Annotated in this window: 19 protein-coding genes (1 of these 19 cut by a window edge); 16 read left to right on the plus strand and 3 right to left on the minus strand. The window is 70.8% G+C overall.

Annotation, left to right across the window (positions count from 1 at the left end; all coding sequences use genetic code 11):
* Positions 1–67 precede the first annotated feature (67 nt).
* The 7 genes from eccB (at position 68) to LC193_RS24290 (ending at position 10,139) form a co-directional block, all read left to right on the plus strand.
* A complete protein-coding gene (gene eccB, locus LC193_RS24255) occupies positions 68–1,531 on the plus strand; it encodes a type VII secretion protein EccB (protein WP_226077433.1) in 1,464 nt (487 codons plus the stop codon).
* 1 nt (position 1,532) lies between these two features.
* Positions 1,533–2,735 (plus strand): type VII secretion-associated serine protease mycosin, encoded by a 1,203-nt coding sequence (mycP, locus tag LC193_RS24260; protein ID WP_226077434.1) that lies wholly within the window; start codon positions 1,533–1,535, stop codon positions 2,733–2,735.
* A 489-nt stretch (positions 2,736–3,224) separates the two neighbouring features.
* Positions 3,225–3,527: a hypothetical protein gene (locus LC193_RS24265; RefSeq protein ID WP_226077435.1), complete on the plus strand. Its 303-nt coding sequence runs from the start codon at positions 3,225–3,227 to the stop codon at positions 3,525–3,527.
* 42 nt (positions 3,528–3,569) lie between these two features.
* Entirely contained in the window at positions 3,570–3,860 is a 291-nt protein-coding gene (locus LC193_RS24270; protein ID WP_226077436.1) for a WXG100 family type VII secretion target, read from the plus strand.
* A 254-nt stretch (positions 3,861–4,114) separates the two neighbouring features.
* A complete protein-coding gene (locus LC193_RS24275) occupies positions 4,115–4,546 on the plus strand; it encodes a hypothetical protein (protein ID WP_226077437.1) in 432 nt (143 codons plus the stop codon).
* Positions 4,547–6,156: 1,610 nt separating this feature from the next.
* On the plus strand, positions 6,157–7,284 hold the full coding sequence (locus LC193_RS24280) for a S8 family serine peptidase (RefSeq protein WP_226077438.1): 1,128 nt from the start codon (positions 6,157–6,159) through the stop codon (positions 7,282–7,284).
* Positions 7,285–8,993: 1,709 nt separating this feature from the next.
* Positions 8,994–10,139, plus strand: coding sequence for a S8 family serine peptidase (locus tag LC193_RS24290; RefSeq protein WP_226077439.1), 1,146 nt, complete (start codon positions 8,994–8,996; stop codon positions 10,137–10,139).
* Between the two features lie 86 nt (positions 10,140–10,225).
* Here the strand turns inward: LC193_RS24290 and eccCa are convergent, their stop codons facing one another.
* The gene (gene eccCa / locus LC193_RS24295; protein WP_226077440.1) at positions 10,226–14,185 is read right to left on the minus strand and encodes a type VII secretion protein EccCa; all 3,960 of its coding nucleotides are present in this window, start codon (positions 14,183–14,185) and stop codon (positions 10,226–10,228) included.
* A gap of 132 nt (positions 14,186–14,317) precedes the next feature.
* Between eccCa and eccD the strand changes: the two genes are divergently transcribed.
* The 6 genes from eccD (at position 14,318) to LC193_RS24325 (ending at position 21,388) form a co-directional block, all read left to right on the plus strand.
* Positions 14,318–15,760, plus strand: a complete 1,443-nt coding sequence (gene eccD, locus LC193_RS24300; protein ID WP_226077441.1) for a type VII secretion integral membrane protein EccD — start codon at positions 14,318–14,320, stop codon at positions 15,758–15,760.
* A 184-nt stretch (positions 15,761–15,944) separates the two neighbouring features.
* Entirely contained in the window at positions 15,945–16,235 is a 291-nt protein-coding gene (rpsO, locus tag LC193_RS24305) for a 30S ribosomal protein S15 (RefSeq protein ID WP_086157683.1), read from the plus strand.
* Between the two features lie 287 nt (positions 16,236–16,522).
* On the plus strand, positions 16,523–18,763 hold the full coding sequence (locus LC193_RS24310) for a polyribonucleotide nucleotidyltransferase (RefSeq protein WP_226077442.1): 2,241 nt from the start codon (positions 16,523–16,525) through the stop codon (positions 18,761–18,763).
* Positions 18,760–20,130, plus strand: coding sequence for a M16 family metallopeptidase (locus tag LC193_RS24315; protein ID WP_404819478.1), 1,371 nt, complete (start codon positions 18,760–18,762; stop codon positions 20,128–20,130). Before LC193_RS24310 ends, LC193_RS24315 begins: the two co-directional genes overlap by 4 nt.
* A gap of 22 nt (positions 20,131–20,152) precedes the next feature.
* Positions 20,153–20,908 (plus strand): 4-hydroxy-tetrahydrodipicolinate reductase, encoded by a 756-nt coding sequence (dapB, locus tag LC193_RS24320; RefSeq protein WP_226077444.1) that lies wholly within the window; start codon positions 20,153–20,155, stop codon positions 20,906–20,908.
* Between the two features lie 3 nt (positions 20,909–20,911).
* Positions 20,912–21,388 (plus strand): hypothetical protein, encoded by a 477-nt coding sequence (locus tag LC193_RS24325; RefSeq protein ID WP_226077446.1) that lies wholly within the window; start codon positions 20,912–20,914, stop codon positions 21,386–21,388.
* A 129-nt stretch (positions 21,389–21,517) separates the two neighbouring features.
* On the opposite strand, the gene LC193_RS24330 is transcribed toward LC193_RS24325, so the two are convergent.
* Together LC193_RS24330 and LC193_RS24335 are read right to left on the minus strand one after the other, a co-directional pair.
* A complete protein-coding gene (locus LC193_RS24330; RefSeq protein ID WP_226077448.1) occupies positions 21,518–22,063 on the minus strand; it encodes a PH domain-containing protein in 546 nt (181 codons plus the stop codon).
* Positions 22,064–22,134: 71 nt separating this feature from the next.
* On the minus strand, positions 22,135–22,329 hold the full coding sequence (locus LC193_RS24335) for a hypothetical protein (protein WP_226077450.1): 195 nt from the start codon (positions 22,327–22,329) through the stop codon (positions 22,135–22,137).
* A gap of 211 nt (positions 22,330–22,540) precedes the next feature.
* Between LC193_RS24335 and thyX the strand changes: the two genes are divergently transcribed.
* The 3 genes from thyX to LC193_RS24350 form a co-directional block, all read left to right on the plus strand.
* Positions 22,541–23,263 carry an FAD-dependent thymidylate synthase gene (gene thyX, locus LC193_RS24340; protein ID WP_226077452.1) on the plus strand — a complete coding sequence of 241 codons (723 nt, stop codon included), beginning with the start codon at positions 22,541–22,543 and terminating at the stop codon, positions 23,261–23,263.
* A gap of 182 nt (positions 23,264–23,445) precedes the next feature.
* Positions 23,446–24,345: a 4-hydroxy-tetrahydrodipicolinate synthase gene (gene dapA / locus LC193_RS24345; protein ID WP_086157675.1), complete on the plus strand. Its 900-nt coding sequence runs from the start codon at positions 23,446–23,448 to the stop codon at positions 24,343–24,345.
* A gap of 132 nt (positions 24,346–24,477) precedes the next feature.
* Positions 24,478–25,447 carry the 5' portion of a ribonuclease J gene (locus LC193_RS24350; RefSeq protein ID WP_226077454.1) on the plus strand. 716 nt of this gene lie beyond the right edge of the window, so only the first 970 of its 1,686 coding nucleotides appear in the window; its start codon is at positions 24,478–24,480; its stop codon lies beyond the right edge, outside the window.

The following is a 25,447-nucleotide window of genomic DNA, read 5'->3' on the forward strand; positions in this document are numbered from 1 at the left end:
AAGCATCACCCGGCATAGTAGGACCTCGGTCCGACAACCGGTCACCGGCAGGGGGGAGCGGTCGCCCATGGCATCGCGCAAGGACGAACTGAACGCCTACACGTTCGCCAAACGGCGGACGGTCGCAGCGTTCCTGCAACCCGCGCCGACCGTGACCGAGGAGGGCGCGCCACGGCCGCTGCGCGCCGTCGTGCCCGGGGCCGTCGTGGGGGCGCTGATCCTGGCCGGGTTCGGGGCGTGGGGCATGTTCCGCCCGTCCGTGCCCGAGAACTGGGACGAGCCCGGGCGCCACGTCATCATCGGCAGCGACTCCACCACCCGCTACGTGGTCCTGGAGACCGGCGGGCGGGCCCAGCTCCACCCCGTCCTCAACCTCTCCTCGGCCCGCCTCCTCCTCGACGACACCGACGACCTCAGCATCGTCGACGTCGACGAGAGCGAACTGGACAGCGGGCGCGTCCCCCGCGGCCCCACCCTCGGCATCCCCTACGCGCCCGACCGCCTGCCCGCGCCGGGCGACGTGGCCGAGGCCAAGCGCTGGGCGGTCTGCCAGCAGCCCGGCGGAGACGGCACGGCGGTGCAGCAGGCGGCGTTCGTCCTCGGCGACCGCGACGCCGGGCGGGTGGACGGCGAGGGGCGCCTGACCGGCCGCGAGGCCCTGCACGTGCGGGGCGAGGACGGCACCCAGTACCTGATCGACGGCTCCGGCAGGAGATATCCGATCGGCGAGGAGGACCCGCAGGCCCGCGACACGCTGCTGCGCCTCCTCACCCGCGGCGCCCCGCAGCCGGTGACCGACGCGTGGCTCGCGACGTTCGACGAGGGCGACCCCCTCGCGTTCCCCGCCCTGCCGCCCTCCGTCGGCACCCGCGCCGGGGTCCCGGGACTCGCCGCCGAGGCCGACGTGGTCGGCACGGTCCTGCGCGCCCCCACCGGCGCGGGGCCGCAGCACTACGTCGTCCTGCCGGGCGAAGTCGTCCCCGTCTCCGACCTCACCGCCCACCTCACGCTCAACCACCCGGCCACCGACGTGCTCAACCAGAACAACACCGCCATGGACATGGGCGCCCAGAGCTTCACCCCGGGCCCCGCCGAGGAGAGCCTCGACGCCGACTGGCCCGAGGCCGTCCCCGACCAGGTCAACGGCGGCGGACGGAACGCTCTCTGCTCCGTCCTCCTCGGCGTCGACGCCGAGGACGGCAGCACGGAACTCGCCACCTGGGCCGGTGAGGCCTACCCGGCGACCATCGCCTCCGGCTCCGCGAACGCCTACGTCACACCGGGCTCCGGACTCCTGTACCGCCAGGTCCAGGGCGAACAGGCCGAGGCCGGCAGCGTCTTCCTCGTCACCGACACGGGACTGCGCTACCCGGTCCAGGCGACCGCCACCGGCGACGAGGCCGACCAGGCCCACCTGCGCCTGGGCTACGGCGACGTCACGCCCGTGCCCGTACCCGCGGCCTGGTCGCAGTTCCTGCCCACGGGACCGCGCCTCGACACCGCGGGCGCCAAGCAGCCGCAGGGGTCGTGACATGCGCGTTCACCAGCCGCACCGACCGCTGCGCGCGGGCGTCGCACTGGTCATGACCGGCCTCGTCGCGTTCACGGGAGCCCGCGCCGCACAGGCCGACGGCGGCCGGTGCACCTTCCCCGCGGAACCCATAGCGGAACGCCCCTGGGCACTCCAGCGCCTCCTGCTCGACCAGGCGTGGGAGCACACGAAGGGTGCCGGCGTCAGCGTCGCCGTCATCGACAGCGGCGTGGACGTCACCAACCCGCAGCTCGCCGACGCCGTCGCCGCCGACCGCGGCGCCGATCTCACGGACGCGGACGGCGACAGCACCACCGACACGGTCGGGCACGGCACCAAGGTCGCGGGCATCATCGCGGCCCGCGCGCACCCGGACACCGGATTCGTGGGCCTCGCCCCCGAGGCGACCATCGTCCCCATCCGCCAGAACAACGCCGACGGCAGCAGCAACGTCGCCACCCTCGCCGCCGCCATCCGGCACGCGGTGGCCCAGGACGTGGACATCATCAACGTCTCCCAGGACACCGAGGCGCCGCCGGGCGAGGGCTCCGCGCTCGAAGTCGCCGTGCGGGAGGCACTCGACGCGGACATCGTGGTCGTCGCCTCGGTCGGCAACGAGGGAGCCGACGGCGAGCGGCGGCGCACCTACCCCGCCGCCTACGAAGGAGTCCTGGCCGTCGCCGCGTCGGACCGCAACAACGAACGGGCGCCGTTCTCCCAGTCGGGCGACTTCGTCGGCATCGCCGCGCCGGGCGTCGACATGGTCTCCACCGTCCCCGGCGGCGGCCAGTGCGTCGACAGCGGCACGAGCTTCGCCGCGCCCTACGTCTCCGGCTCCGCCGCCCTGCTGCGCGCCGCGCGTCCGGACTGGAGCGCCCGGGAGGTCGTCGCCCACCTCCAGCAGACCGCGGAACGGGCCGCGCCCGGCCCCGATCCGCTCACCGGCTGGGGTGTGGTCGATCCCGTCCGGGCCCTGCGCGAGGCCGGCGGCGACCCGGCGGACGCTCCGGTCCCCGACCCGCCCGCTCCCGCACCCCCCGCCCCCGAGGTCCCGGAGCTGAGCCTGGGGGAGACCCACGCGGAACGCGCGGAACGGCTGGGCACCTTCGTCATCCTGACCGGAACCGTCCTGGTCGCGGCCCTCGCGGGCGCGGCACTCATCCACCGCGACTGGCGCCGCCGATCGCGCCGAGTGGGCCGATAATCCGTCCGGCCAAAGGACTTGTGAGCGATTCCGCAGTGTGACCACCTTGCATCAATGCGGAGTGATCGGCATAGGATGGGTACTCCACGGTGACTGAGGGGGCGCCGCTGGAAGGGGGTGGGATGCCGGAGAACGCATACCGTCCGGAAGGTCGGTCCGAAGCGATTCCGACGCGTTGCCTCGCCCTCGTGAGACGGATGAAGTCGAGTGTCCCGATCGGCGGAACTCCGGGCGAGGCCCGAGCCGATGCCGAGATATGTCGTTGATCGTGCAGGTCGCGGCAGCGGGAAAACCAGGCGGGCGGTGGAGAACGCGCCGGCAGAGGCACGGTGCGGGACCGGGACCTGTCAGGGATCAGTGGTCGTATCGCTCGGCACCGCCGGGCGTACGACGACAACGGTGAGCAGATGAAATCCATTGGGGAGGGACGGAATGTCCGACGCATTGCCGGATGGCGATCTCCGGAAGAGCGATGAAACCATCCGGACGTTGCTCAACTCGCTCGACCAGGAGGTCGAGTTGCTGAACCGGAGCCGAGGCAAGATCTCGGAGGCCAACGCGCAGGTGTCCGCGGGGTGGGCCGGGGACGCGGCACGGCAGTTCGCCTCCGGGCAGGGCGACGTGTCGCTCAACCTCGACCGCCTGATCACGGCGTTGCGCAACATGCGCGAGTTGGTGCAGCTGAGCCGGGACGACTTCACGAACGAGGAGCAGGAGCAGATCGCCGAGATGCAGCGTGCTCACTCCGGTCTCGCGAACATGTCGAGCCGCGGATTCGAGCACCTCGCGTAACGGCTCCCGGACACTGACCAGAACACAGGAAGGAGACAGCTCATGTCGGACATCAGTGTGAGGTACGCCGCGCTCAGCGGCGGTTCCGAAGGGCTGAGTGCCGAGGAGCAGGCGTTTCTGGCCCGGCTTGAGGCGCTGCAAGCCGCCCTGAGGTGGGTGGCGGAGGGCTGGACCGGCAACGCTGCCACCGCGTTCGACGCGAACATGCGGGTGTTCTCCGAGGAACTGGAGAAGCTGCGCGTCGTTCTAGGGCAGACCGGCAACGCGCTGGACACCGCCGGGATGAGCTACCGCGCCGTCGACGTCCGGGGCGCCGGCCGCTTCGGTTACTGAAGCGGGCGCGTCAGCGTGAGTACCAGGGCCGTCGGCCATCGGTCGGCGGCCCGCGTCGCCTCAGCTCCGGTCCCGGTCCGCGCGCGCCGTTCCAGGCATGAGTCGGGGGCCGGCTCGCGGTTCTCGTCGAGAGCGTTTCCGCCGGGGAGTTGTGAGCGATTCCGCAGTGTGACCGCCTTGCGTCAGTACGAAGCGACCGACATAAGATGGTGGCCCACGGTGACTGAGGGGGCACCGTGGGAGGGGAGGGCGAAATGACGGACGATCCATACCGGCCGGCAGGTCAGCCTGACTTGTTTCTCCCGGACGGTGAACTCAGCGAATTCGTCGGCTGGCTGGAATCCGCGCTCGAATCACTGCGCGACTCCCGGCTGACACCGGAGCAGGTCAACGCGCTCAGCGCCGAAGCCGGCCAGTTCGGCCAGTCATCCGCGGCAGCGGCGTTGTTCACGCGCTACGAGGAAGTGCGGGCCCGGCTGGAGAGTTTCGTGCGCGTCCAGCAGGACGCGATGGAAATGCTCGGCATCACCACGACACTGATGGAGAACGACTACCAGGCCACAGAGGTGGAGCAGGTCGAGCGTCTCCATCACATCGTCGCTGGCATGACCGAACTGTATACGACACCGGGATCGACGCCCGAAGGCAGGGCGCCCGGGGGCGGCGGTTCGGCCGTGGCGGATTGAGAGGGGAGGGTGTGTCGTGAGTGGGCATTATGGGAGTTCGCATGCTGATCTGGCGGCGATGATTTCGGGCGCGAATGCCGAGGGTGTGTGGGCGCGTGCTGAGATGTTGTTGCGGATGGCGCCGGTGCTGCGGGAGGTGGGGGACCTGGTGGCGGCGCGGGTGGCGGGGATGGAGTGGCAGGGGCTGGCTGCTGAGATGATTCTTGAATGGGGTGATCATTTCCGGCGGGAGTCTTTGGCGTTGAGCGAGTTCGCGGCGTCGGTGGGGAAGGGGATGCAGGTCGCGGGGCAGGCTTTGGCGGAGGCGCAGGCGTCGATGCCGGCGACGCGTCCGGCGCCGTTGGTTCCGTTGGCCGAGGCGGGTCTGTTCGATCAGACGATGGCGGAGCTGGATCGGCAGGAAGCGATTCAGGTGATGAACCGCCTCGATTCCTCCTACCAGTTCGCCGCCGAACTGATGCACCACGCCCCCGAGCCTCGCTTTGAGCCCCTTGCGCGTGGTGATCGCGTGCTGCTGCCAGCCGAGAGCACTTCGCCGCAGGGAACGAACGGGGCGGGGCCCGGAAGAGACGCTCCCGTCCCCAGCGCTATGTATGTAGCGTCTTTCTCGGGAATGCCCGAAGAGCTGAACAACCGTGCCGGTGGGCAGGATGGACTTTCGCCCGAGGCCTTGGACGGAACGTCCGGTCATCACTCGGCTGTCCATGCCAGGGATCCGGGGGTTGCGCCACCCCCACGCGCCGCTGACGACAGTATTGGGACTTCGCTCGACTCGACTAGTGGCGTCGTCAACCCGCACAGCCCGCCTGTGCCGACACAACCGGTTCTTTCCAGCACCCCTGAGTCGCCGGGGGGCACACTGGACAGTTTGCATCTGGCTCCGAGAAGTGGATTCCAGCAGAGACCTGGCTCAGCTGGCATGCCTCTTCCTCCGGGTAATGGAGTCTTGCCCCCCGGGTCGTTCGCTGTGCGGGATCGTCCTTTTGCGGAAGGGCGGTCGACGCCCGGAACGGCGGGCCCTCAGGCTGCTGTGACCGGTCCCTCTCCGACACGGGCGGGAGAAGGGACGTCTCAGGGACCGCTGTTCGGGCGCCCAGCTGTTGGCTTTCCGGGCGGCGGAACCCCTCAGAACGTGCCCACCACCGGTATTGTCGGCGGTACGCATCGGCCGCCGGATGCATGGGGCCGAGGCATTTCTTCTGCCGGAGTCGTCGGGTCCGGTACACGGCCGGCGTGGCGTGATCCAGCGACTGGAGTGGTTCGCGGCCCCGGAGGCACTCTTGTCAGCCAAGGGCTGAACGGGCCAGGATCACCACGAACGTCCCCCGGCCCGAAAGGCGACGCAGCCGGTACACCCATGCCAGGGAGCGCCAGGACAGCAGGGGTCGGCATTACTGGCCGCCCTGCCCAGCGCGCGGCACGTCGCTGGCGCAAGGTGCGGGGAGAAGGCACCGAGCAACGGAACAAGGACTCGTGAATCCATGTTTTCTCTTTCTCGCACTGCCTCACGACGTGAGCGAGTAGTGGGTGTCGTCCTGGTTGGCCTGTTGGCGAGCGGGGGCGTGGTGGCCCCCCAGGCAACGGCCGAAGAGACACGAAGCCCCTGGTACATGGATGCCATGCGCATGGATCAAGTGTGGCAGCGCGCACAGGGAGAGGGAATCACTGTCGCGATGCTGGACACGGGTGTCGACGCGTCGCTGCCGACCCTGGAGGGGCGAGTCCTGGAAGGGGTGGATCTCACACGCGGTGGTGAAAGTGCGCATACGGATACGGCTGGGCACGGAACGATCATGGCCGGACTCATCGCCGGAAGCGGCACTGGGAACGGTATTGCGGGATTGGCCCCGAGTGTGCAAATTCTCCCTATCCGGGTGAGTGCCGCCAGTGTGGACTTTGGCTTGGAAGAGCGCTGGTCGAGAGCGATCGAGTACGCTATTTCATCAGGTGCAGACATCATCAGCATCTCGCTGGCGAAAGAGCAGTTCGGCAGTATCCCTGAGTTGGAAGCGGCCATTGCGTCGGCCGCGCGCAATGACATCCTGATCTTCGCGGGGAGCGGAAATGAGGGCGATGGTGCGAACACCCTGATGGTGCCCGCTGCGCTTGATGGTGTGGTGGGTGTGGGGGCTGTGGGCCAGCAGGGCGGGTGGGCGGACTATTCGACGTACGGTCCGCAAGTGGCGTTGGCCGCGCCGGGGGACGGGGTGCCGGGGCGGTGTCCGGATGGGAGTCATCAGCCTGCTTGCATCATGGAGCGTGGAGGAACGAGTGCAGCGACCGCGCTTGCGTCTGCTTCGGCTGCGTTGATCTGGTCGGCGCATCCGGAGTGGACGAAGAATCAGGTTCTGCGGGTGATGCTGGAGACGGCTGATGGGCCTGAGGGTGCCGAGCGGGATGACTTTGTCGGTTACGGGATGGTGCGGCCGGACCGGGTGATTCTCGATGGTGAGGGTGATCCGGGGGATCCGGATGTCAATCCGTTGTTCGAGGAGTACGAGGCCGCGCTCGATCCGCCGGCGTCTCCCGAACCCGAGCCGGAGGCCGCGCCGGAGCCCGAGAGGGCTCGTGGAGAGGGCGGCGACGCGTTGGAGGTCCCTCTGGCCGGGGCCGGGGCGGCGAGCGGTGAGGGCGGTGGTGGTGCGGGGCCGCTGGCGTTGGCCGGTGTGGTCGGTGTCGTGGTCCTGGGCGGTGTTGCCGCGGCCGTGGTGTTCAACCGCCGCAAGCGCATGACGTAGACGGCGGCGCTGAGGCGCAGAGCGGTCAGGAGTGAGCTCGGCAGCCGACGAGGCAGGTCATGGCCCGTTCGATGCGTGCTCCATCGGTCGTGGCGGATTGAGAGGGGAGGGTGTGTCGTGAGTGGGCATTATGGGAGTTCGCATGCTGATCTGGCGGCGATGATTTCGGGCGCGAATGCCGAGGGTGTGTGGGCGCGTGCTGAGATGTTGTTGCGGATGGCGCCGGTGCTGCGGGAGGTGGGGGACCTGGTGGCGGCGCGGGTGGCGGGGATGGAGTGGCAGGGGCTGGCTGCTGAGACGATTCTCGCGTGGGGTGATCATTTCCGGCGGGAGTCTTTGGCGTTGAGCGAGTTCGCGGCGTCGGTGGGGAAGGGGATGCAGGTCGCGGGGCAGGCTTTGGCGGAGGCGCAGGCGTCGATGCCGGCGACGCGTCCGGCGCCGTTGGTTCCGTTGGCCGAGGCGGGTCTGTTCGATCAGACGATGGCGGAGCTGGATCGGCAGGAAGCGATCCAGGTGATGAACCGCCTCGACTCCTCCTACCAGTTCGCCGCCGAACTGATGCACCACGCCCCCGAACCCCGCTTCGCGCCACTGACGGGCCGAGACGTGCAGCCACCGGAAGAACAATCGCAGCCCGCTGTGCCTATGGAGAGTGCGAGTCAAGGGCCTCCTTCCGTCTTGGCATTGGGGGACCGTTCGGTGTCGGGAGGCCAGGAATCCGGGCCAGGGGAGGTAGTTGGTGCTTCTGTCTCCGAGGTGAGCGGTCCGCTCGAACGTGCGGGCGGGTTTGCGTCGGCGCCAGTTACATCGGTGGTTACGCCGGTTGATGAGCGGATTGGTACCTCCCTCGATTCGCTTGGCTCAAGTGCTGAGGTCCGTGCTCCGGTTGGGCCTGTGGGACCCGCGCAGCAAGGGCCGATTGTTCCGGCACTTGAAGATGGGCCGTCTTCGGGTCCGGGCGTAGGGCCGCAGTTCAGGGGCGGTGTCGGGCCGGCTGGGTCGGCGGGGATCGGTGGGACGCGGGCGGGATCTTCGGGGCCGGTGGGCCCGGTAGGTGTGCGACCTGTGGTGCCGCTGGACGCTGGTGCCTTTCCGCGCGGCCTGGGAGCGGATTCTTCTCGCTTCGTTTCGCCTGGTGTGTTGAGTGAGGGACTGGTGGGCGCGCGGCCGTCGGTGGGTTCGATTGACGGGCCGATCGGGTCCGGTGGGGTGTCGCAGGGCCGCGTGGACAGTGGGGTCGTGGGCGGTGCGCCGCGCACGGCGGGCGTGCCGGTGCGTGGAGTGTCACAGGCTGGGGTAGTGAGTTCCGGCATGCCCTCAGCTGTCCGTGATCCGGTGACTGGGATGGTGCGTGGGCCTGGAGGCGCTCTGGTCAGTCGGCCTATTGCTGGGGTCGGCGATGTGAGGACGGCTGGTGCAGATACAGCTGGGAAACGAGTGGGCGTGCCCGGTGGCCGTTCGAATGATGGGTCGGCGTCAGGCCAGGGAATCACAGGACGTCCTGTGATGTTGGGACGTGGTCGTCGGCGTCGGCCGAAGCGCAGGGACCGTGAGCGGCAGGAAAGGGATTGCTGAATCTGATGCTTCCTCTGTCTTCCACGCCTCTCGGGCGCGTTGCAAGTGTTTCCTTCCTGCTAGCCGGGGCGGCATTGGGTGGTGTTTGGCTGGCGCCGGGGGCTGCTGCCGAGGGGCCGCAGGAACCGTGGTACATGGACACGATGCGCATGGGGGAGGTGTGGGAGCGGGCGCGGGGAGAAGGTGTGACGGTCGCCGTGCTGGATACTGGGACTCGGGCTTCGTTGCCCTCTCTGGAGGGCCGCGTGCTGGAAGGGGCAGATTTCACTCGCGGGGCTGAGGGGGCGCATGAAGACGTGGATGGCCATGGCACGATGATGTCGGCTCTGATCGCTGGAACCGGCGCAGAAGGCGGGATTCCGGGGCTGGTTCCGGAAGCGCAGATTCTGCCGGTGCGAGTGGACACAGGGGCCTATGACTTCAATCAGCATGAATGGTGGATTCAAGGTATTGAGTATGCAGTGGAATCCGGTGCCGACATCATCAGTATGTCTTTGGCCGGGCCGGACTTGGGTGGAATGCCCGAGTTGCAGGAAGCGATCGCCTTGGCCGCGCGCAATGATGTGTTGATTTTCGCGGGCAGTGGAAACGAGGGGGCGGGTGCGAACACCGTGATGGTGCCCGCTGCGCTTGATGGTGTGGTGGGTGTGGGGGCTGTGGATCGGCGGGGTGAGCGGGTGGATTATTCGACCTATGGCCCGCAGGTTTCGTTGGCTGCGCCGGGTAACGAGGTGCCGGGCCCTTGTCCGGGAGGCAGTTACCAGCCGGCGTGTATCTCGGAGCGCGGGGGGACGAGTTCTGCGACCGCGCTTGCGTCTGCTTCGGCTGCGTTGATCTGGTCGGCGCATCCGGAGTGGACGAAGAATCAGGTTCTGCGGGTGATGTTGGAGACGGCTGATGGGCCTGAGGGTGCCGAGCGGGATGACTTTGTCGGTTATGGGATGGTGCGGCCGGACCGGGTGATTCTTGATGGTGAGGGTGATCCGGGGGATCCGGATGTCAATCCGTTGTTCGAGGAGTACGAGGCCGCGCTTGATCCGCCGGCGTCTCCCGAGCCGGAGCCCGAGCCGGAGCCTGAGGCCGCGCCCGAGCCCCAGGGGGCTCGTGGAGAGGGCGGCGACGTACTGGAAGTTCCTTTGGCGGAGGCCGGGGCCGGGGCGGCGAGCGGTGAGGGCGGTGGTGGTGCGGGGCCGCTGGCTTTGGCCGGTGTCGTCGGTGTCGTGGTCCTGGGCGGTGTCGCCGCGGCCATGGTGTTCAACCGCCGCAAGCGCATGACGTAGATGGTTCGGCCGCGAGTCGGCCGAGGAAGCCTGTGGGGGCGGTGCCGACCGTAGGTCGGCACCGCCCCCACAGGCGTTGGGATCGGCTACTCCTCGGGGAGCCAGCCCAGTTGCACCAGAGGGCGACCGCGGCGGCGCGAGGCGAACTGGGCCCGACCGGGCGGCAGGACACGGGCCCGCACCGAGGGGAAGATCTCCCCCTCCTTCGGATCCCCGGACAGGATCAGCCCCTGCCCGCCCAACTCCCGCAGCCGTTGCACGAACGGCTCGAACATGGCGCGGGAGATACCGGCCGTGCCGCGCGCGATCACGAAGTTGACGCCGACATCCCTGGCGTAGGGCAGGTGCTCGGCCAGGTGGCTGAGCGGGTTCCTGGTGCTGCTCGCGACCAGGTCGTAGTCGTCGACCAGGACGAAGAGCCGCGGGCCCTTCCACCACTTGCGCGAGCGCAGCTCCTCGACGCTGATGTCCTCCGTCGGCGCCCGCTTCTCGAAGATCTTGTTCAGGGAGACGACATCCTGAGTCAGCCGGGCCTCTGTCGTCGAGTAGCTGGCGATGTACTCCTGCGGAGCCGCGGCCATCAGGGCCCGCCGGTAGTCCGTGACGATGAAACGCACGTCCTCGGGCGAGTAGCGCTCCGTCAGCTTCCGCATGATGAGGCGCAACGCCGCCGACTTGCCCGACTCGCTCTCGCCGATGATCAACAGGAACGGATCGCGTTCGAAATCGATGAACACCGGCTCCAGATCGGTCTCGCCGACGCCGATCGCGATGCCGGACTCGGGACGTTCGAAGCCCTTGGGCAGCTCGCTCGCGGACAGCCGCTCGGGCAGCATGCGCACGGCCGGCGCCCGTGCCCCGCTCCAGGCGGCCCGGACGGCTTCGACGAGGGCGGCCGTGCCCTCCGCGAGGTCCTCGGCGCGAGCCGCGCCGTCGGCCCGGGGGAGCGCCGCCATCCAGTGCATCTTGTCGGGGGTCTGCCCCCGCCCCGGCATGCCCGTCGGCACGGCCGCGGCCACCTTGCGGTCGAAGTCCGAGTCGAGGGTGTCACCCAGGCGCAGCTCGACGCGGTTGGTCAGCTGGTCCTTGAGGGCCGGACGGATCTCCATGTAGCGGGACGCCGTCACGACCAGGTGGATGCCGTAGCCGAGGCCGCGGGAGGCGATGTCCGTGATGACCGGCTCCAGCGTCATGTCGTAGTCCTGCTTGAACGACGCCCATCCGTCGATCAGGAGGAAGACGTCACCCCACGCCTCGTGCGGCAACTGCCCCGCCGCGCGCATGCGCCGGTAGGTGCCGATGGAGTCGATGCCCTGCCGGCGGAACAGCTCCTCGCGCCTCGCCATCACGCCGGCGACCTCCGAGACCGCCCGCCGCACCCGGTCCGGGTCCAGCCGGGACGCGACACCGCCGACATGCGGCAGGTCCGTGACGGAAGCGAGCCCGCCGCCACCGAAGTCCAGCCCGTAGAACTGCACCTCCTCCGGTGTGTGCGTCACGGCGAACGCCGTGACGAGGGTGCGGAGCAGCGTCGACTTGCCCGACTGGGGGCCGCCGACGATCAGCATGTGCCCACCGGCCCCGGAGAAGTCCCGGACGAACGGCTCCCGCCGCTGCTCGAACGGCTTGTCCACCACACCGAGCGGAACGCTGAGGCCACCGGATTCGCCACTCGCCCGCAGGCCCAGGCCGTCGACGACGCGCAGCTCGGGGAACAGCGCGTCCAAAGGCACCGCCGAGTCCAGCGGTGGCAGCCACACTTGGTGGGCGGCCGGCCCCTGCCCCTCGACCCTGCGGACGATGACGTCGAGCACCGACTCGGCCAGCGGGTCGTCGGCCGCCGTTCCGCCGTCGTCCGGTCGGCGCGGGTCGGCGGTCGGCTCGGCGTACCGCACCTCCACCGGCGCGGCGGTGAAGAGCACCGGCCGGCGGTGCACGGGACGCGGCCCCGAGGACGCCGACCGTTCCGAGGGCTTCCGGTACGGGCCGGACACGTAGGCGGCCTTGAACCGCGTCATCTGGTCGGTACCCGACTTGAGCAGACCCGAGCCGGGCACCTGCGGCAGGTGGTACGCGTCCGGCACACCGATCGCGGTCCTGGACTCGGCGGCGGAGAAGGTGCGCAGCCCGATCCGGTAGGAGAGGTAGGTGTCCAGCCCCTTGAGGCGGCCTTCCTCAAGTCGCTGCGAGGCCAGCAGCAGATGCACGCCCAGGGACCGTCCGATGCGGCCGATCTGGATGAACATGTCGATGAAATCCGGCTTCGCGGTCAGCAGCTCGCTGAACTCGTCGATGACGAGCACGAGCGAGGGCAGCGGTTCGAGCGGCGCGCCCGCCGCGCGTGCCCGCTCGTAGTCGTGCAGGTTGGCGTAGTTGCCCGCGTTCCGCAGCAGCTCCTGCCGGCGCTGCAACTCGCCGCGGATGGAGTCGCCCATGCGGTCGACCAGGGTCAGGTCGTCCGCCAGGTTCGTGATCACGGCCGACACGTGCGGAAGCGCGGCCATGCCCGTGAACGTGGCGCCGCCCTTGAAGTCGGCCAGCACGAAGTTCAGCGTCTCCGACGTGTGGGTGACCGCGAGACCGAGCACCAGGGTGCGCAGCAGCTCCGACTTGCCGGAACCGGTCGCCCCCACGCACAGACCGTGCGGACCCATGCCCTCCTGCGCCGCCTCCTTGAGGTCCAGCATCACCGGCTGGCCCTCCTCGTCGACGCCGATCGGCACCCGCAGCCGCTCGCCGGCCGACCGCGGTCGCCAGGTCCTGGCGACATCGACGGAAGCCGGGTCCCCGAGGCCGAGCAGCTCCGCGAAGTCCAGCTCGGCCAGCAGCGGCTCCTCCTCGTCCGCCGCCGTGCTCAGCCGCAGCGGCGCCAGCTGCCGGGCCAGCGCCTCGGCCGCCTCGGGCGACAGCACGTCCGGCTCGCCCTCGAACACCGCGCCGTCCTGCGCCTGGAGCCTGAGCAGCCCCGGGGCGCACTCGACCGACAGGCCGCCCCGGCCCGCGTCCCGGTCCCCGGGCAGCACCTCGACGATCGTCACGCCCTGGAGCCCTTCGGCGGCGGCGAACGCCGAGTGGGGCGGCACCCGTTCGCCGTCCACCACCAGGAGCACGTGCGGCTGGTCCAGCACCGGCTTGCCGCCCGGTGAGAACCTGCCCCGCCCTTCGAGCCGGCCGGCCACGTCCCGTTCGACCGCGGACACGCTGCCGCCGAACAGCCGGCGGGTGCCGGCCCCGTCCAGCGCGGGCAACTGCGCGTGGGGCAGCCACTTCGTCCACTCCCAGTGCCCCGCCGCATCCGCCGAGGCCGCCACGGCGAGCGTCACGTCCTCGGGCGAGTGCAGCGCGGTCAGCGAACCGACCAGCGCGCGCGCCACCCCGCGTGCGGTTGCCGCGTCGCCCTTGACCACCAAGCGGTAGAAGCTGCGCAGCGACACCGCCATCGGCAGGCCCTGCACCGTGCTGTGCGTGTCGAGGAACCGCCGCATGGCCCCCGCCGTGAGCGGTTCGAGCTCCTCGACCGGCGCGGTCTGCGGGGCCACGAGCGGCGTCGCGAGCTGGTGCTCGCCGAGCCCGAGGCGCACCTGGCCGAAGTCGGCCTCGCCCGGCCGCCGCTCCCACACCCGGCTGCCCTCGGCGACCAGCGCCCACAGCTGCTCGGGCGCGGGGTGCAGGTAGTGCTGGGCGTCCCGCTGGCGCCGCGCCGTCTCGCGGACCGCGCGCCGCGTGCGCGACAGGTACTTCAGGTAGTCCCGGCGCAGCTGCGCCATCTGGCCTTGCGTGCCGCGGCGGAACCGCACGATCATGGCCACGACCATGCCCACCGTGGACACCAGCATCAGCATGCCCATGATGCGCATGAAGGGGTGGGCGTTCGGCATGAAGAAGAAGACCACGGACGATCCCATGCCGAGCATCGGCACGATCTGCATCAGCACGCCCTCCTGCTGCCCCTGCGGCAGCTCGGGCGGTGGCAGCAGCTCGACCGCGGTCCCTGGGGCCTGCTCTGGCAGGGCGCGCGGCGGACGTTTGACGACGATCTGGCCCATCGGAATACCCCCCGGAAAAGCCGCGCGCCACTGACCGGTGACGCGCTGTGCCGATCCTAGTGGGCGCCTCCGACACCACGCCGGGTAGGGTGGCCGCCGCAGTCCGTGCACATTGGGGAGGGGAGCAACACCGTGAGCACGACCGCGAACGTCGGCTTCTGCCGCGTCACCATCGCCGCGCCCGACAGCCGCATCGACATGGCCCTGCCGGAGGACTTCCCGCTCGCCGAGTTGTTCCCGGAGATCCTGCGCCTGACGGGCGCGACGCCTGAGCCCGGTGCCCCCGTGGGGTACCACCTGGTGCGCCCGGACGGCACGGTGCTCGACGGCGCCGGAACCCTGGCGGGACAACGGGTGCTCGACGGCGAGGTGCTGGCCCTGCGCCCCTTCGCCGACTCCCTGCCGCCGCCCGTGCACGACGACGTCACCGACGCGGTGGCCGACGCCGTCGCGGGGGACCGCAGGCTGTGGCAGGACCGCATGCTGCGCCTGGCGGGCCTGACCGCCGCCGGCTGCCTCGGCGCGCTGGTGGCCCTGGTGCTGTGGTACGGGGAACCGCGGCGGCACGAGATGCACGGCCTGCCCGGGGTGATCGCCGGGGTGGTGGCCGTGCTCCTGGTGGCCTTCGCCGTCGTGCGGGCCCGCGTCTACGACGACCGGGCCGCCGCCGTCGCGTTCGGCCTCGCGGCCCTGCCGAACGCCCTGGTCGCGGGCACCGGCGCGCTGCCGCTCGACGACGGGCACGGCGTGGGCCGCCTCGAACTGCTGCTCGGCTGCGTGGCCGCGGTCCTGGTCTCCGTGCTGCTGGTCGCCGCGATGCCGGAAGCCGCGGCGTGGTTCACCGCGAGCGCGTTCGCCGCGACGCTCGGCGCGCTCGCGACGTTCGTCGCCATCCTCACCGGGGCGCACCCGGTCGACACCGCCGCCGTGTGCGCGCCCGTCGCCCTCGGCGCCCTGGGCTTCCTGCCCGCCCTGTCCGCGAGCCTGGTGCGCCTGCCCATCGGGTACACCGCGCCGCAGCCGGGCTACGACGCGGCCGACCCGGAGCAGGCCAGGACGCAGAGCCCGCCGGTGGACACCGAACGCGTCGCCGCCCAGGCCCGCCGCGGCCACCAGCTGCTGCTCGGGCTCACCGGCGGCTGCGCCGTCCTCGCGACCGTCTCCGCGGGCGTGCTCGGCTTCTCCGAGGACGGCTGGGGCAGGCTCCTCGCGCTGGCCACCGCCGTCGCGCTGCTCACCCGGGCCCGGCTGTTCCGTTACGCGGTGCAGGTCTCCGTGCTGCTGACGGCCGGCCTGGTGTCCCTGGTGCTGCTGGTCGTCGGCTTCGCCTCGGACGCGGCCCCGACGGCCGACGGCGGCTCACCGGACCTGCGAACGGTCTGGCTCGCCGCCGCTCTCACGGCCGCCGCGGCCGTCCTGGCCGGCATCGCCCTGGTCGTGCCGCGCGCCGGTCTCACCCCGTTCTGGGGCCGGGTGCTCGATCTCACCGAGGGCGCCGTATTGTTGTCCCTCATACCGCTGTGCCTCGCGGTGCTCGACGCGTACAGCAGGGCCAGGGGGCTGACCAGCGGGTGATGACACCCGGATGTGCTCTGTCGGCCATCCTGCGGTAGCCTGCTTACCGGCCGTTTGCGTACGCGCCCCCGGAGTCTTCTGGAGGAAGCGCTCAGCGAGCCCCGCCTCCCGAGTTCAGGAAGCTCCCCTGCGGATCGGCCCAGGGGCACTCGGTGGCCACGCCGGACATCATCAAGGAGTACGTGTGTCGTCGCTCGACGCCGCAACGAAGCAGAAGATCATCGCCGAGTTCGCCACGAAGGAAGGCGACACCGGCTCCCCCGAGGTTCAGGTCGCGCTGCTCTCGCGCCGCATCTCGGACCTGACCGAGCACCTGAAGACCCACAAGCACGACCACCACTCCCGCCGGGGTCTGCTGCTGCTGGTCGGCCAGCGCCGCCGGCTGCTCCAGTACCTGGCGCGCAACGACATCCAGCGCTTCAGGACCCTGGTGGAACGCCTCGGCATCCGCCGCGGCGCGGCGGGCGCCAGGTAAGACGCCCCCAAGGGAGCGGCCACCCGCCGGGTGCCGCTCCCTTCGGCGTATCCGGTCCGTCGTGGATCGGTACCGCGCCGGGGACCGGCCGCCTTTGTAGGCTGGTTCCAACGACAAGAAGAGAGACGCATGCACGAGGAGGAGTGCCTTCTCACCGACGCCGGTCCTCGGTAGTGGCTTCCGGGCTGCTGTCCCGGGAGCTTCGATCGATGGCCGGCCCGTCCGGAGGTGCTCCACCTCGCGGTCCCGCCCTCGGGGCGGGGCGCAGAAGAAGGAGACTTTCCAAGGTGGAGAACGAAACCCACTACGCCGAGGCCGTCATCGACAACGGCAGCTTCGGCACCCGCACCATCCGGTTCGAGACCGGCCGGCTGGCCAGGCAGGCCGCCGGGTCCGCGGTGGCCTACCTGGACGACGACACCATGGTGCTGTCGGCGACCACCGCGTCCAAGAACCCCAAGGACCAGCTGGACTTCTTCCCGCTCACCGTGGACGTCGAGGAGCGGATGTACGCGGCCGGGAAGATCCCCGGTTCCTTCTTCCGCCGTGAGGGACGCCCGTCCGAGGACGCGATCCTCACCTGCCGCCTGATCGACCGCCCGCTCCGGCCCTCGTTCAGGAAGGGTCTGCGCAACGAGATCCAGATCGTCGAGACGATCATGGCGCTCAACCCCGAGCACCTCTACGACGTGGTCGCCATCAACGCGGCCTCCTGCTCCACGCAGCTCGCCGGCCTGCCGTTCTCCGGCCCCATCGGCGGCACCCGCGTGGCCCTCATCCGCGGCCAGTGGGTCGCCTTCCCCACGCACTCCGAGCTGGAGGAGGCCGTCTTCGACATGGTCGTGGCCGGCCGCGTGCTGCCGGACGGCGACGTGGCGATCATGATGGTCGAGGCCGAGGCGACCGAGAAGACCATCGAGCTGGTCAAGGGCGGTGCGCAGGCGCCGACCGAGGAGGTCGTGGCGGCCGGTCTCGACGCCGCGAAGCCGTTCATCAAGGTCCTGTGCCGCGCGCAGTCCGACCTCGCGGCCAAGGCGGCCAAGCCGACCGGCGAGTTCCCCGTCTTCCTCGACTACCAGGACGACGTGTACGAGGCCCTGAGCGCGGCGGTGCGCGACGAGCTGGCCCAGGCGCTGACCATCGCGGGCAAGCAGGACCGCGAGGCCGAGCTCGACCGGGTCAAGACCGTGGCGGCCGAGAAGCTGCTGCCCCAGTTCGAGGGGCGCGAGAAGGAGATCTCCGCGGCCTACAGGTCGCTGACCAAGGCGCTGGTCCGCGAGCGCGTCATCCGCGACAAGGTCCGCATCGACGGCCGGGGCGTGACCGACATCCGCACGCTGGCCGCCGAGGTCGAGGCCATCCCGCGGGTCCACGGCTCGGCGCTGTTCGAGCGCGGCGAGACCCAGATCCTCGGCGTCACCACGCTGAACATGCTCCGCATGGAGCAGCAGCTCGACACCCTGTCGCCGGTGACGCGCAAGCGCTACATGCACAACTACAACTTCCCGCCCTACTCCACCGGTGAGACCGGCCGCGTCGGTTCCCCGAAGCGCCGCGAGATCGGCCACGGCGCGCTCGCCGAGCGGGCCCTGGTGCCGGTGCTGCCGACGCGCGAGGAGTTCCCCTACGCGATCCGGCAGGTCTCCGAGGCGCTGGGCTCCAACGGCTCCACGTCGATGGGCTCCGTGTGCGCCTCGACGATGTCGCTGCTGAACGCGGGCGTGCCGCTGAAGGCCTCGGTCGCGGGCATCGCGATGGGGCTGATCTCCCAGGAGGTCGAGGGCGAGACCCACTACGTCACCCTCACCGACATCCTCGGGGCCGAGGACGCCTACGGCGACATGGACTTCAAGGTCGCGGGCACCCGGCAGTTCGTCACCGCGCTCCAGCTCGACACCAAGCTCGACGGCATCCCGGCCTCCGTGCTGGCCGCCGCGCTGAAGCAGGCCAGGGACGCGCGGCTGCACATCCTCGACGTGATGAGCGAGGCCATCGACGTTCCCGACGAGATGTCGCCGAACGCGCCGCGCATCATCACCGTCAAGATCCCGGTGGACAAGATCGGCGAGGTCATCGGCCCGAAGGGCAAGATGATCAACCAGATCCAGGAGGACACCGGCGCCGACATCACGATCGAGGACGACGGCACCATCTACATCGGTGCCGCGGACGGCCCGGCGGCCGAGGCCGCCCGCGCCACGATCAACGGCATCGCCAACCCGACGATGCCCGAGGTCGGTGAGCGGTACCTGGGTACGGTGGTCAAGACCACGACGTTCGGTGCGTTCGTCTCCCTGCTGCCCGGCAAGGACGGCCTGCTGCACATCTCCCAGATCCGCAAGCTGGCCGGCGGCAAGCGCGTGGAGAACGTCGACGACGTGCTCGGCGTGGGCCAGAAGGTGCAGGTCGAGATCGCCGAGATCGACCAGCGCGGCAAGCTGTCCCTGGTGCCGGTCCTCGACGAGGACGCGGGCGAGGACGCCTCGGGCAGCGCCGACGAGGCCGGGAAGGACGCGGCCGACCAGTGAGGCCCACCCCCCGTTCCACGACGGCCCGCCCCACCGCTCCGGTGGGGCGGGCCGTGCCCCGTCCGCGGCCCGCGGAGGCGGCGCCCGGGACCGTGCGCACGACGGTGCTCCCCAGCGGTCTCCGGGTCGTCACCGAGGCCGTGCCCTCGGTCCGCTCGGTGACGTTCGGCATCTGGGCGGCCGTCGGCTCGCGCGACGAGACCCCGGCGCTCAACGGGGCGACGCACTACCTGGAACACCTGCTGTTCAAGGGCACCGAGCGGCGCACCGCGCTGGACATCTCGGCGGCCGTCGACGCGGTCGGCGGTGAGATGAACGCCTTCACGACGAAGGAGTTCACGTGCTACTACGCCCGGGTGCTCGACGCGGACCTGCCGCTGGCCGTCGATGTCGTCTGCGACATGCTGACGAGTTCGGTGATCGCGCCGGAGGAGGTCGAGGCCGAGCGCGACGTCATCCTCGAAGAGATCGCCATGACCGAGGACGATCCCGGCGACGGCGTGCACGACCTGTTCGCCCACACCCTGCTCGGTGACAGCCCGCTCGGCCGTCCCGTGCTCGGCACCGTCGACACGGTCAACGGGCTCACGCGCGACCGTATCGCGCGGTTCTACCGGCGCCACTACGAGCCCTCGCGCCTGGTCGTCGCCGCCGCGGGCAACCTCGACCACGCGGCCGTGGTCGACCAGGTCCGCGCGGCGTTCGAGCGGGGCGGTGCGCTGAACGGAACGGCCGACCCCGCGCCGCACCGCACCGGCAGCAGGACCCTCAGGACGGCGGGCCGGGTCGAGGTGCAGGAACGTCCCACCGAGCAGGCGCACCTCGTGCTCGGCATGCCGGGCGTCTCGCGGCACGACGAGCGCCGCTGGGCGCTCGGCGTGCTGTCGGCCGCGCTGGGCGGCGGGATGAGCTCCCGCCTCTTCCAGGAGGTGCGCGAGAAGCGCGGACTGGCCTACAGCATCTACACCCACACCTCCGGCTACGCCGACTGCGGCATCTTCGGCGTCTACGCCGGCTGCCGCCCCGACCGGCTGAACGACGTGCTGGCGATCTGCCGGGAGCAGCTCTCCGACGTCGCGCGGAACGGGCTGGGGGACGAGGAGACGCGGCGCGCCATCGGGCAGCTCGCCGGGTCGACGGTGCTCGGTCTTGAGGACACCGGCTCGCTCATGCACCGGCTGGGCAAGAGCGAGGTGTGCTGGGGCCGGCAGCTCTCGGTGGACGAGATGCTGGAACGCATCGCGGCCGTGACGCCGGACGACGTCCGGCAGGTCGCGCGCGAGGTGCTGGGCCGGCGGCCCTCGCTGTCCGTCATCGGCCCGCTGGACGACCGGCAGGCCGCGCGCCTGCCGGACGCGGTGGCCTGAGCACAACCCAGGAGCGAACAGGATGAGCAAGCTGCGCGTGGCCGTGATCGGTGCCCGCGGACGCATGGGAGCCGAGGCCGTGCGGGCCGTCTCGGCCGCCGACGACATGGAACTGGTCGCGGCGCTCGGACGCGGTGACCCGCTCACGGCGCTGACGGACGCGGGCGCCGAGATCGCCGTCGAACTGACGCATCCCGACTCCGTCATGGAGAACCTGGAGTTCTGCGTGCGGCACGGCATCCACGGTGTCGTGGGCACCACCGGCTGGACCGACGGACGGATCGCGGAACTGGAGGGCTGGCTGGCGGCCTCGCCGGGGACCGGCGTGCTCGTGGCACCGAACTTCGGCATCGGCGCGGTGCTCACCATGCGCTTCGCGCAGCAGGCGGCCCGTTTCTTCGAGTCCGTCGAGATCGTCGAACTGCACCACCCGGGCAAGGCGGACGCGCCCAGCGGCACCGCGGTGCGCACCGCCCGGCTGATCGCGGGGGCCAGGCGGGCCGCGGGGCTCGGCGAGCAGCCGGACGCGACGAGCACGGCGCTCGACGGCGCGCGCGGCGCCTCGGTCGACGGGGTCCCGGTGCACGCGGTGCGGCTGCGGGGACTCGTCGCCCACCAGGAGGTGCTGTTCGGCGACGAGGGCGAGATCTTCACGCTGCGGCACGACTCGATGAACCGCGGCTCGTTCATGCCGGGCGTGCTGCTCGGCGTGCGGCGGGTCGGCGGCGTCCCCGGTCTGACGTTCGGTCTCGAACACTTCATGGACCTGGACGGCTGAGCCGTGCGGGACAGGCTCGTCCTCGCGCTGCTGAGCGGTGCCCTGCTGGTCTACTCCGGGCTCGTGGGCCACCGCGGCGTCCTGCTGGTGGCCGAGGGCACGTGGGTGGCGGTCTCCCTGGGCCTCGCGGTGCTGGTGCTGCCCCTGCTCGGGGCCTGGTTCCTGTGGCGCAGCCTGCGCTTCGTGCTCGCGGCCAACCGGCTGGCCCGCGAACTCGACGCCGAGGGCGGGCTCGCCGTGGACGACCTGGCGCGGACGCCGAGCGGGCGGATCGACCGGGCCGCCGCGGACGAGGCGTTCGCGGCGCGGCGGGCCGAGGCCGAGGCCCGCCCCGAGGACTGGCGGTGCTGGTTCCGGCTGGCCGTGGCCTACCGAGACGCCGGCGACACACCGCGGGCCCGCCGCGCGATGCAGCACGCCATCGGCCTGCGGGCGGGCCGCGTGCCCGCCGCGTCGCCGGGGCGGATGTCCCGCGGCTGACGGCTCAGGCTTGGCACAGCCGACCGGCCCGGATTCGGCCACGAGCCGCCGCGGCCCCGCGCCGTGACTCCCGGGCGGTAACGCCGGGAGCACGCCGCGGGGCCGCATTCGCGCCTCGGGCGACAGGATCTAGTGGTGCTCGGCGGCCCACGCCTCCAGCACGTCGGCCGCGCGTTCGAACGCCTCGGGCCGGGACAGGAAGTCGGCGTTGTGGTCGGTCAGCAGGGGCGGCAGCGTTTCGCCGCCGCGCCGCTCGACGTGCACGGCCTGGCCCTGCACGCTGCGCGGCGTGCCCAGCCACTTGACCGGCTGCTGAACGGTGCTGACGCGCGCCACCTCGCTCCAGCGCAGGGACTGGGTGCGCAGCAGGCCGACCCGGCGCAGCCCGTGCGGGCTGACCCAGATGCCCATGCGCAGCAGGCGCAGGGCGAACGCGATGCCCAGGGCGGCGGCGGCGAGCGTCACTCCGGCGCCCGTCGGGGAACCGGCCATCACGATGATCATGGCGCAGATGAGCATGTAGGCGGCGATCAGCAACGCGATCGCCGCGGTGGCCACGCGCCAGGGGCCCGGCCGGTAGGGGCGGCGCCATTGGTCCTGCGTGGCGTGCGGCAGAGCCTCGTCCTGCCGGGAACCGGCGGAGTCGGGGTCGGCCGCGAGAAAGGTCAGGGGCACGGCTGGGGTCCTCGCTACGTATCACAGACGGCATCACACAGGGCGGTGCTGTGAACGGTGAGGCTACCGGGTCAGTGCTCCTCGGCCGCCTCCGGTGCCCCGGGAACGGGCCCGGGGTCCACGTCGAGGGCGGGGCGCGCGAGCAGCAGGGCGCCTATGAGCCCGGATATCAGGACAAGGCCGACGAGCGCGCCGCCGAGCAGCCGGCCGATGCCGGGGGCGCGACGCGGGGCGGTGGGACCCGTGAAGTCGTCATGGTGCGGCATGCGGTCCTCCAACCCCTGGCATCCCCCGTCGTCCCCTCGTCCCTGTCGTCCCAGCCGTCCCCCGAACGGCCCAACGCCAGGCTATCAGGTGAACAATCCGACTCCGTGGGTCATGCCGGTTTTGCCCCGCTGCCGCCCGTCGGGCGGCCCGGGGCGGGCCGTAGGGTGGGACCCGTCTCCGCCCGCCAGCCCGTGCCCGGAAGGACCCTTGGTGACCGAAAGCCCGAATTTCCGCAGTGACCTCACCGTCGAGCTGGTCAAGCACAGTGCCGCGGACACGGACGTCCTGTTCGCGGCGCGTGTCTCGACGCTGGGGGAGCAGTCCGTCGAGGAGATCGGCAAGGACCCGGAGCGGTCCAAGGGATTGATCAACTACCTCATGCGCGACCGGCACGGCAGCCCGTTCGAGCACAACTCGATGACGTTCCTCGTCCGCGCGCCGATCTTCGTCTTCCGCGAGTTCCACCGGCACCGGGTCGGCTGGTCGTACAACGAGGAGTCCGGCCGCTACCGCCGCCTCGACCCCGAGTTCTACGTGCCGGGCGAGGACCGCGACCTGGTGCAGCGGGGCCGCCCGGGCAAGTACGAGTTCGTGCCGGGCACGGCCGAGCAGCACGCCCTGGTGGGCAAGGTCATGGAGGAGTCCTACCGGCAGAGCTACGCCGCCTACCGCGACCTGCTCGACGCGGGCGTCGCGCGCGAGGTCGCCCGCTCGGTCCTGCCGGTCGGCCTGTTCTCGTCGATGTACGCCACGTGCAACGCGCGCTCGCTCATGCACTTCCTCGGCCTGCGCACGCGCGACGAGCGCGCGGCGGCGCCGTCGTTCCCGCAGCGGGAGATCGAGATGGTGGGCGAGCGCATGGAGGAGGAGTGGGCGCGCCTGATGCCGCTGACCCATGCGGCGTTCAACGCGAACGGCCGGGTGGCGCCGTAGCGCGCGCACCGCTGCGCCTCGATCCCGGTCGAAGTGTCCGTATTGCGACATTTCGCGAAGTTCATTTAGGGTGAATGGACGGACCCGGCGCTGTCTGAACCCCCGAGCAGGCAGTGCCGGGTTCCACCGGTTGAACGCCCCGATGGGCCCGAGCACGCTGAGCTACGAGTAGCGTGGAACCTATGGCTCCGACCTCCACACCGCAGACCCCGTTCGGACGGGTCCTGACCGCCATGGTGTCGCCGTTCACGGCCGACGGCTCGCTCGACATCGACGGCGCCCAGCGCCTCGCCGTCCACCTGGTGGACGCAGGCAACGACGGCCTGATCGTCAACGGCACCACCGGTGAGTCCCCGACCACCAGCGATGTGGAGAAGAAACGCCTGGTGCGCGCCGTCGTCGAAGCGGTGGGCGACCGCGCCCACGTCGTCGCCGGCGTCGGCACCAACGACACGCGGCACAGCATCGAGCTGGCCCGCGCCGCCGAGGAGGCGGGCGCCCACGGGCTGCTCACGGTCACGCCGTACTACAACAAGCCCCCGCAGGAGGGGCTGCTGCGGCACTTCACCGCGATCGCCGACGCCACCGGCCTGCCGGTGATGCTCTACGACATCCCGGGCCGTTCCGGTGTCCCGATCAACACCGAGACCATGGTCAGGCTGGCCGAGCACCCGCGCATCGTCGCGAACAAGGACGCCAAGGGCGACCTCGGCCGGGCCGGCTGGGCCATCGCCACGACCGGCCTCGCCTGGTACTCGGGCGACGACATGCTGAACCTGCCCCTGCTCTCCGTCGGCGCGGTGGGCTTCGTCTCCGTCGTCGGCCACGTGGTCACGCCCGAGCTGCGGGCCCTGGTCGACGCGTACACCGGCGGCGACGTGGCGAAGGCCGCCGAGATCCACCAGAAGCTGCTTCCCGTCTTCACCGGAATGTTCCGTACGCAGGGCGTGATCACCTCCAAGGCGGCCCTCGGGTTCCTCGGCCTGCCGGGCGGCCCCCTGCGCCTGCCCCTGGTCGGTCTCACCCCTGAGGAGACCGACCAGCTCAAGCGGGATCTGACGGCCGGCGGGGTACAAATCTGAGAACAGAAGCGTTGCCTGTCCGGCGCGGAGCGCCGCGCGGAGGGTGATAACTGAATACCGACCAGTGCACAGAGACACGCGCGCCGCGCCGCCCCGCACGGGGGCGGCGGCGCGCGTGGTCAGGAGAGTCTCTTGAGTCATCCGCACCCAGAACTCGGCCCGCCGCCGAGGCTTCCTGAGGGTGGCCTGCGCGTTACCCCGCTCGGCGGCCTCGGCGAGATCGGCCGCAACATGACCGTCTTCGAGTACGGTGGGCGCCTGCTCATCGTCGACTGCGGCGTGCTGTTCCCCGAGGAGGAGCAGCCGGGAATCGACCTGATCCTCCCGGACTTCAGCTCCATCAGGGACCGTCTCGACGACATCGACGGCATCGTCCTCACGCACGGCCACGAGGACCACATCGGGGGCGTGCCCTTCCTGCTCCGCGAGAAGCCGGACATTCCGCTGATCGGCTCCAAGCTGACCCTCGCCCTGATCGAGGCCAAGCTCCAGGAGCACCGCATCCGTCCGTACACACTTGAGGTCCGCGAGGGCCACAAGGAACGGGTCGGGCCGTTCGACTGCGAGTTCGTGGCCGTCAACCACTCGATCCCGGACGCCCTCGCCGTGGCGATCCGCACGCCGGCCGGCATGGTCGTGCACACCGGCGACTTCAAGATGGACCAGCTGCCGCTCGACGGCCGCCTCACCGACCTGCGCGCCTTCGCGCGACTCGGCGAGGAGGGCATCGACCTGCTGCTCGCCGACTCGACCAACGCCGAGGTGCCCGGGTTCGTCGCGCCGGAGCGCGAGATCTCCGGAGTGCTCAGGCAGGTCTTCTCGCGCGCCGAGAAGCGGATCATCGTGGCGAGCTTCGCCAGCCATGTGCACCGCATCCAGCAGATCGTGGACGCCGCGCACGAGCACGGCCGGCGGATCGCGTTCGTCGGCCGCTCCATGGTCAGGAACATGGGCATTGCCCGCGACCTGGGCTACCTGCGGGTCCCCGCCGGCCTGGTGGTCGACGTGCGGACGCTGGACGACCTGCCGGACCACGAGGTCGTCCTGGTGTGCACCGGCTCCCAGGGGGAGCCCATGGCGGCGCTGTCCCGGATGGCGAACC

It is taken from the genome of Streptomyces marincola, from assembly GCF_020410765.1.
In the GTDB taxonomy this organism is placed as follows: domain Bacteria; phylum Actinomycetota; class Actinomycetes; order Streptomycetales; family Streptomycetaceae; genus Streptomyces; species Streptomyces marincola.

Excerpts from the sequence above, each read along its gene's own strand:
- eccB (WP_226077433.1), top strand. The coding sequence starts at position 68 with ATGGCATCGCGCAAGGACGAACTGAACGCCTACACGTTCGCCAAACGG.
- mycP (WP_226077434.1), top strand. The coding sequence starts at position 1,533 with ATGCGCGTTCACCAGCCGCACCGACCGCTGCGCGCGGGCGTCGCACTG.
- LC193_RS24270 (WP_226077436.1), top strand. The coding sequence starts at position 3,570 with ATGTCGGACATCAGTGTGAGGTACGCCGCGCTCAGCGGCGGTTCCGAA.
- LC193_RS24275 (WP_226077437.1), top strand. The coding sequence starts at position 4,115 with ATGACGGACGATCCATACCGGCCGGCAGGTCAGCCTGACTTGTTTCTC.
- LC193_RS24280 (WP_226077438.1), top strand. The coding sequence starts at position 6,157 with ATGGATGCCATGCGCATGGATCAAGTGTGGCAGCGCGCACAGGGAGAG.
- LC193_RS24290 (WP_226077439.1), top strand. The coding sequence starts at position 8,994 with ATGGACACGATGCGCATGGGGGAGGTGTGGGAGCGGGCGCGGGGAGAA.
- eccCa (WP_226077440.1), bottom strand. The coding sequence starts at position 14,185 with ATGGGCCAGATCGTCGTCAAACGTCCGCCGCGCGCCCTGCCAGAGCAG.
- dapB (WP_226077444.1), top strand. The coding sequence starts at position 20,153 with ATGAGCAAGCTGCGCGTGGCCGTGATCGGTGCCCGCGGACGCATGGGA.
- LC193_RS24335 (WP_226077450.1), bottom strand. The coding sequence starts at position 22,329 with ATGCCGCACCATGACGACTTCACGGGTCCCACCGCCCCGCGTCGCGCC.
- dapA (WP_086157675.1), top strand. The coding sequence starts at position 23,446 with ATGGCTCCGACCTCCACACCGCAGACCCCGTTCGGACGGGTCCTGACC.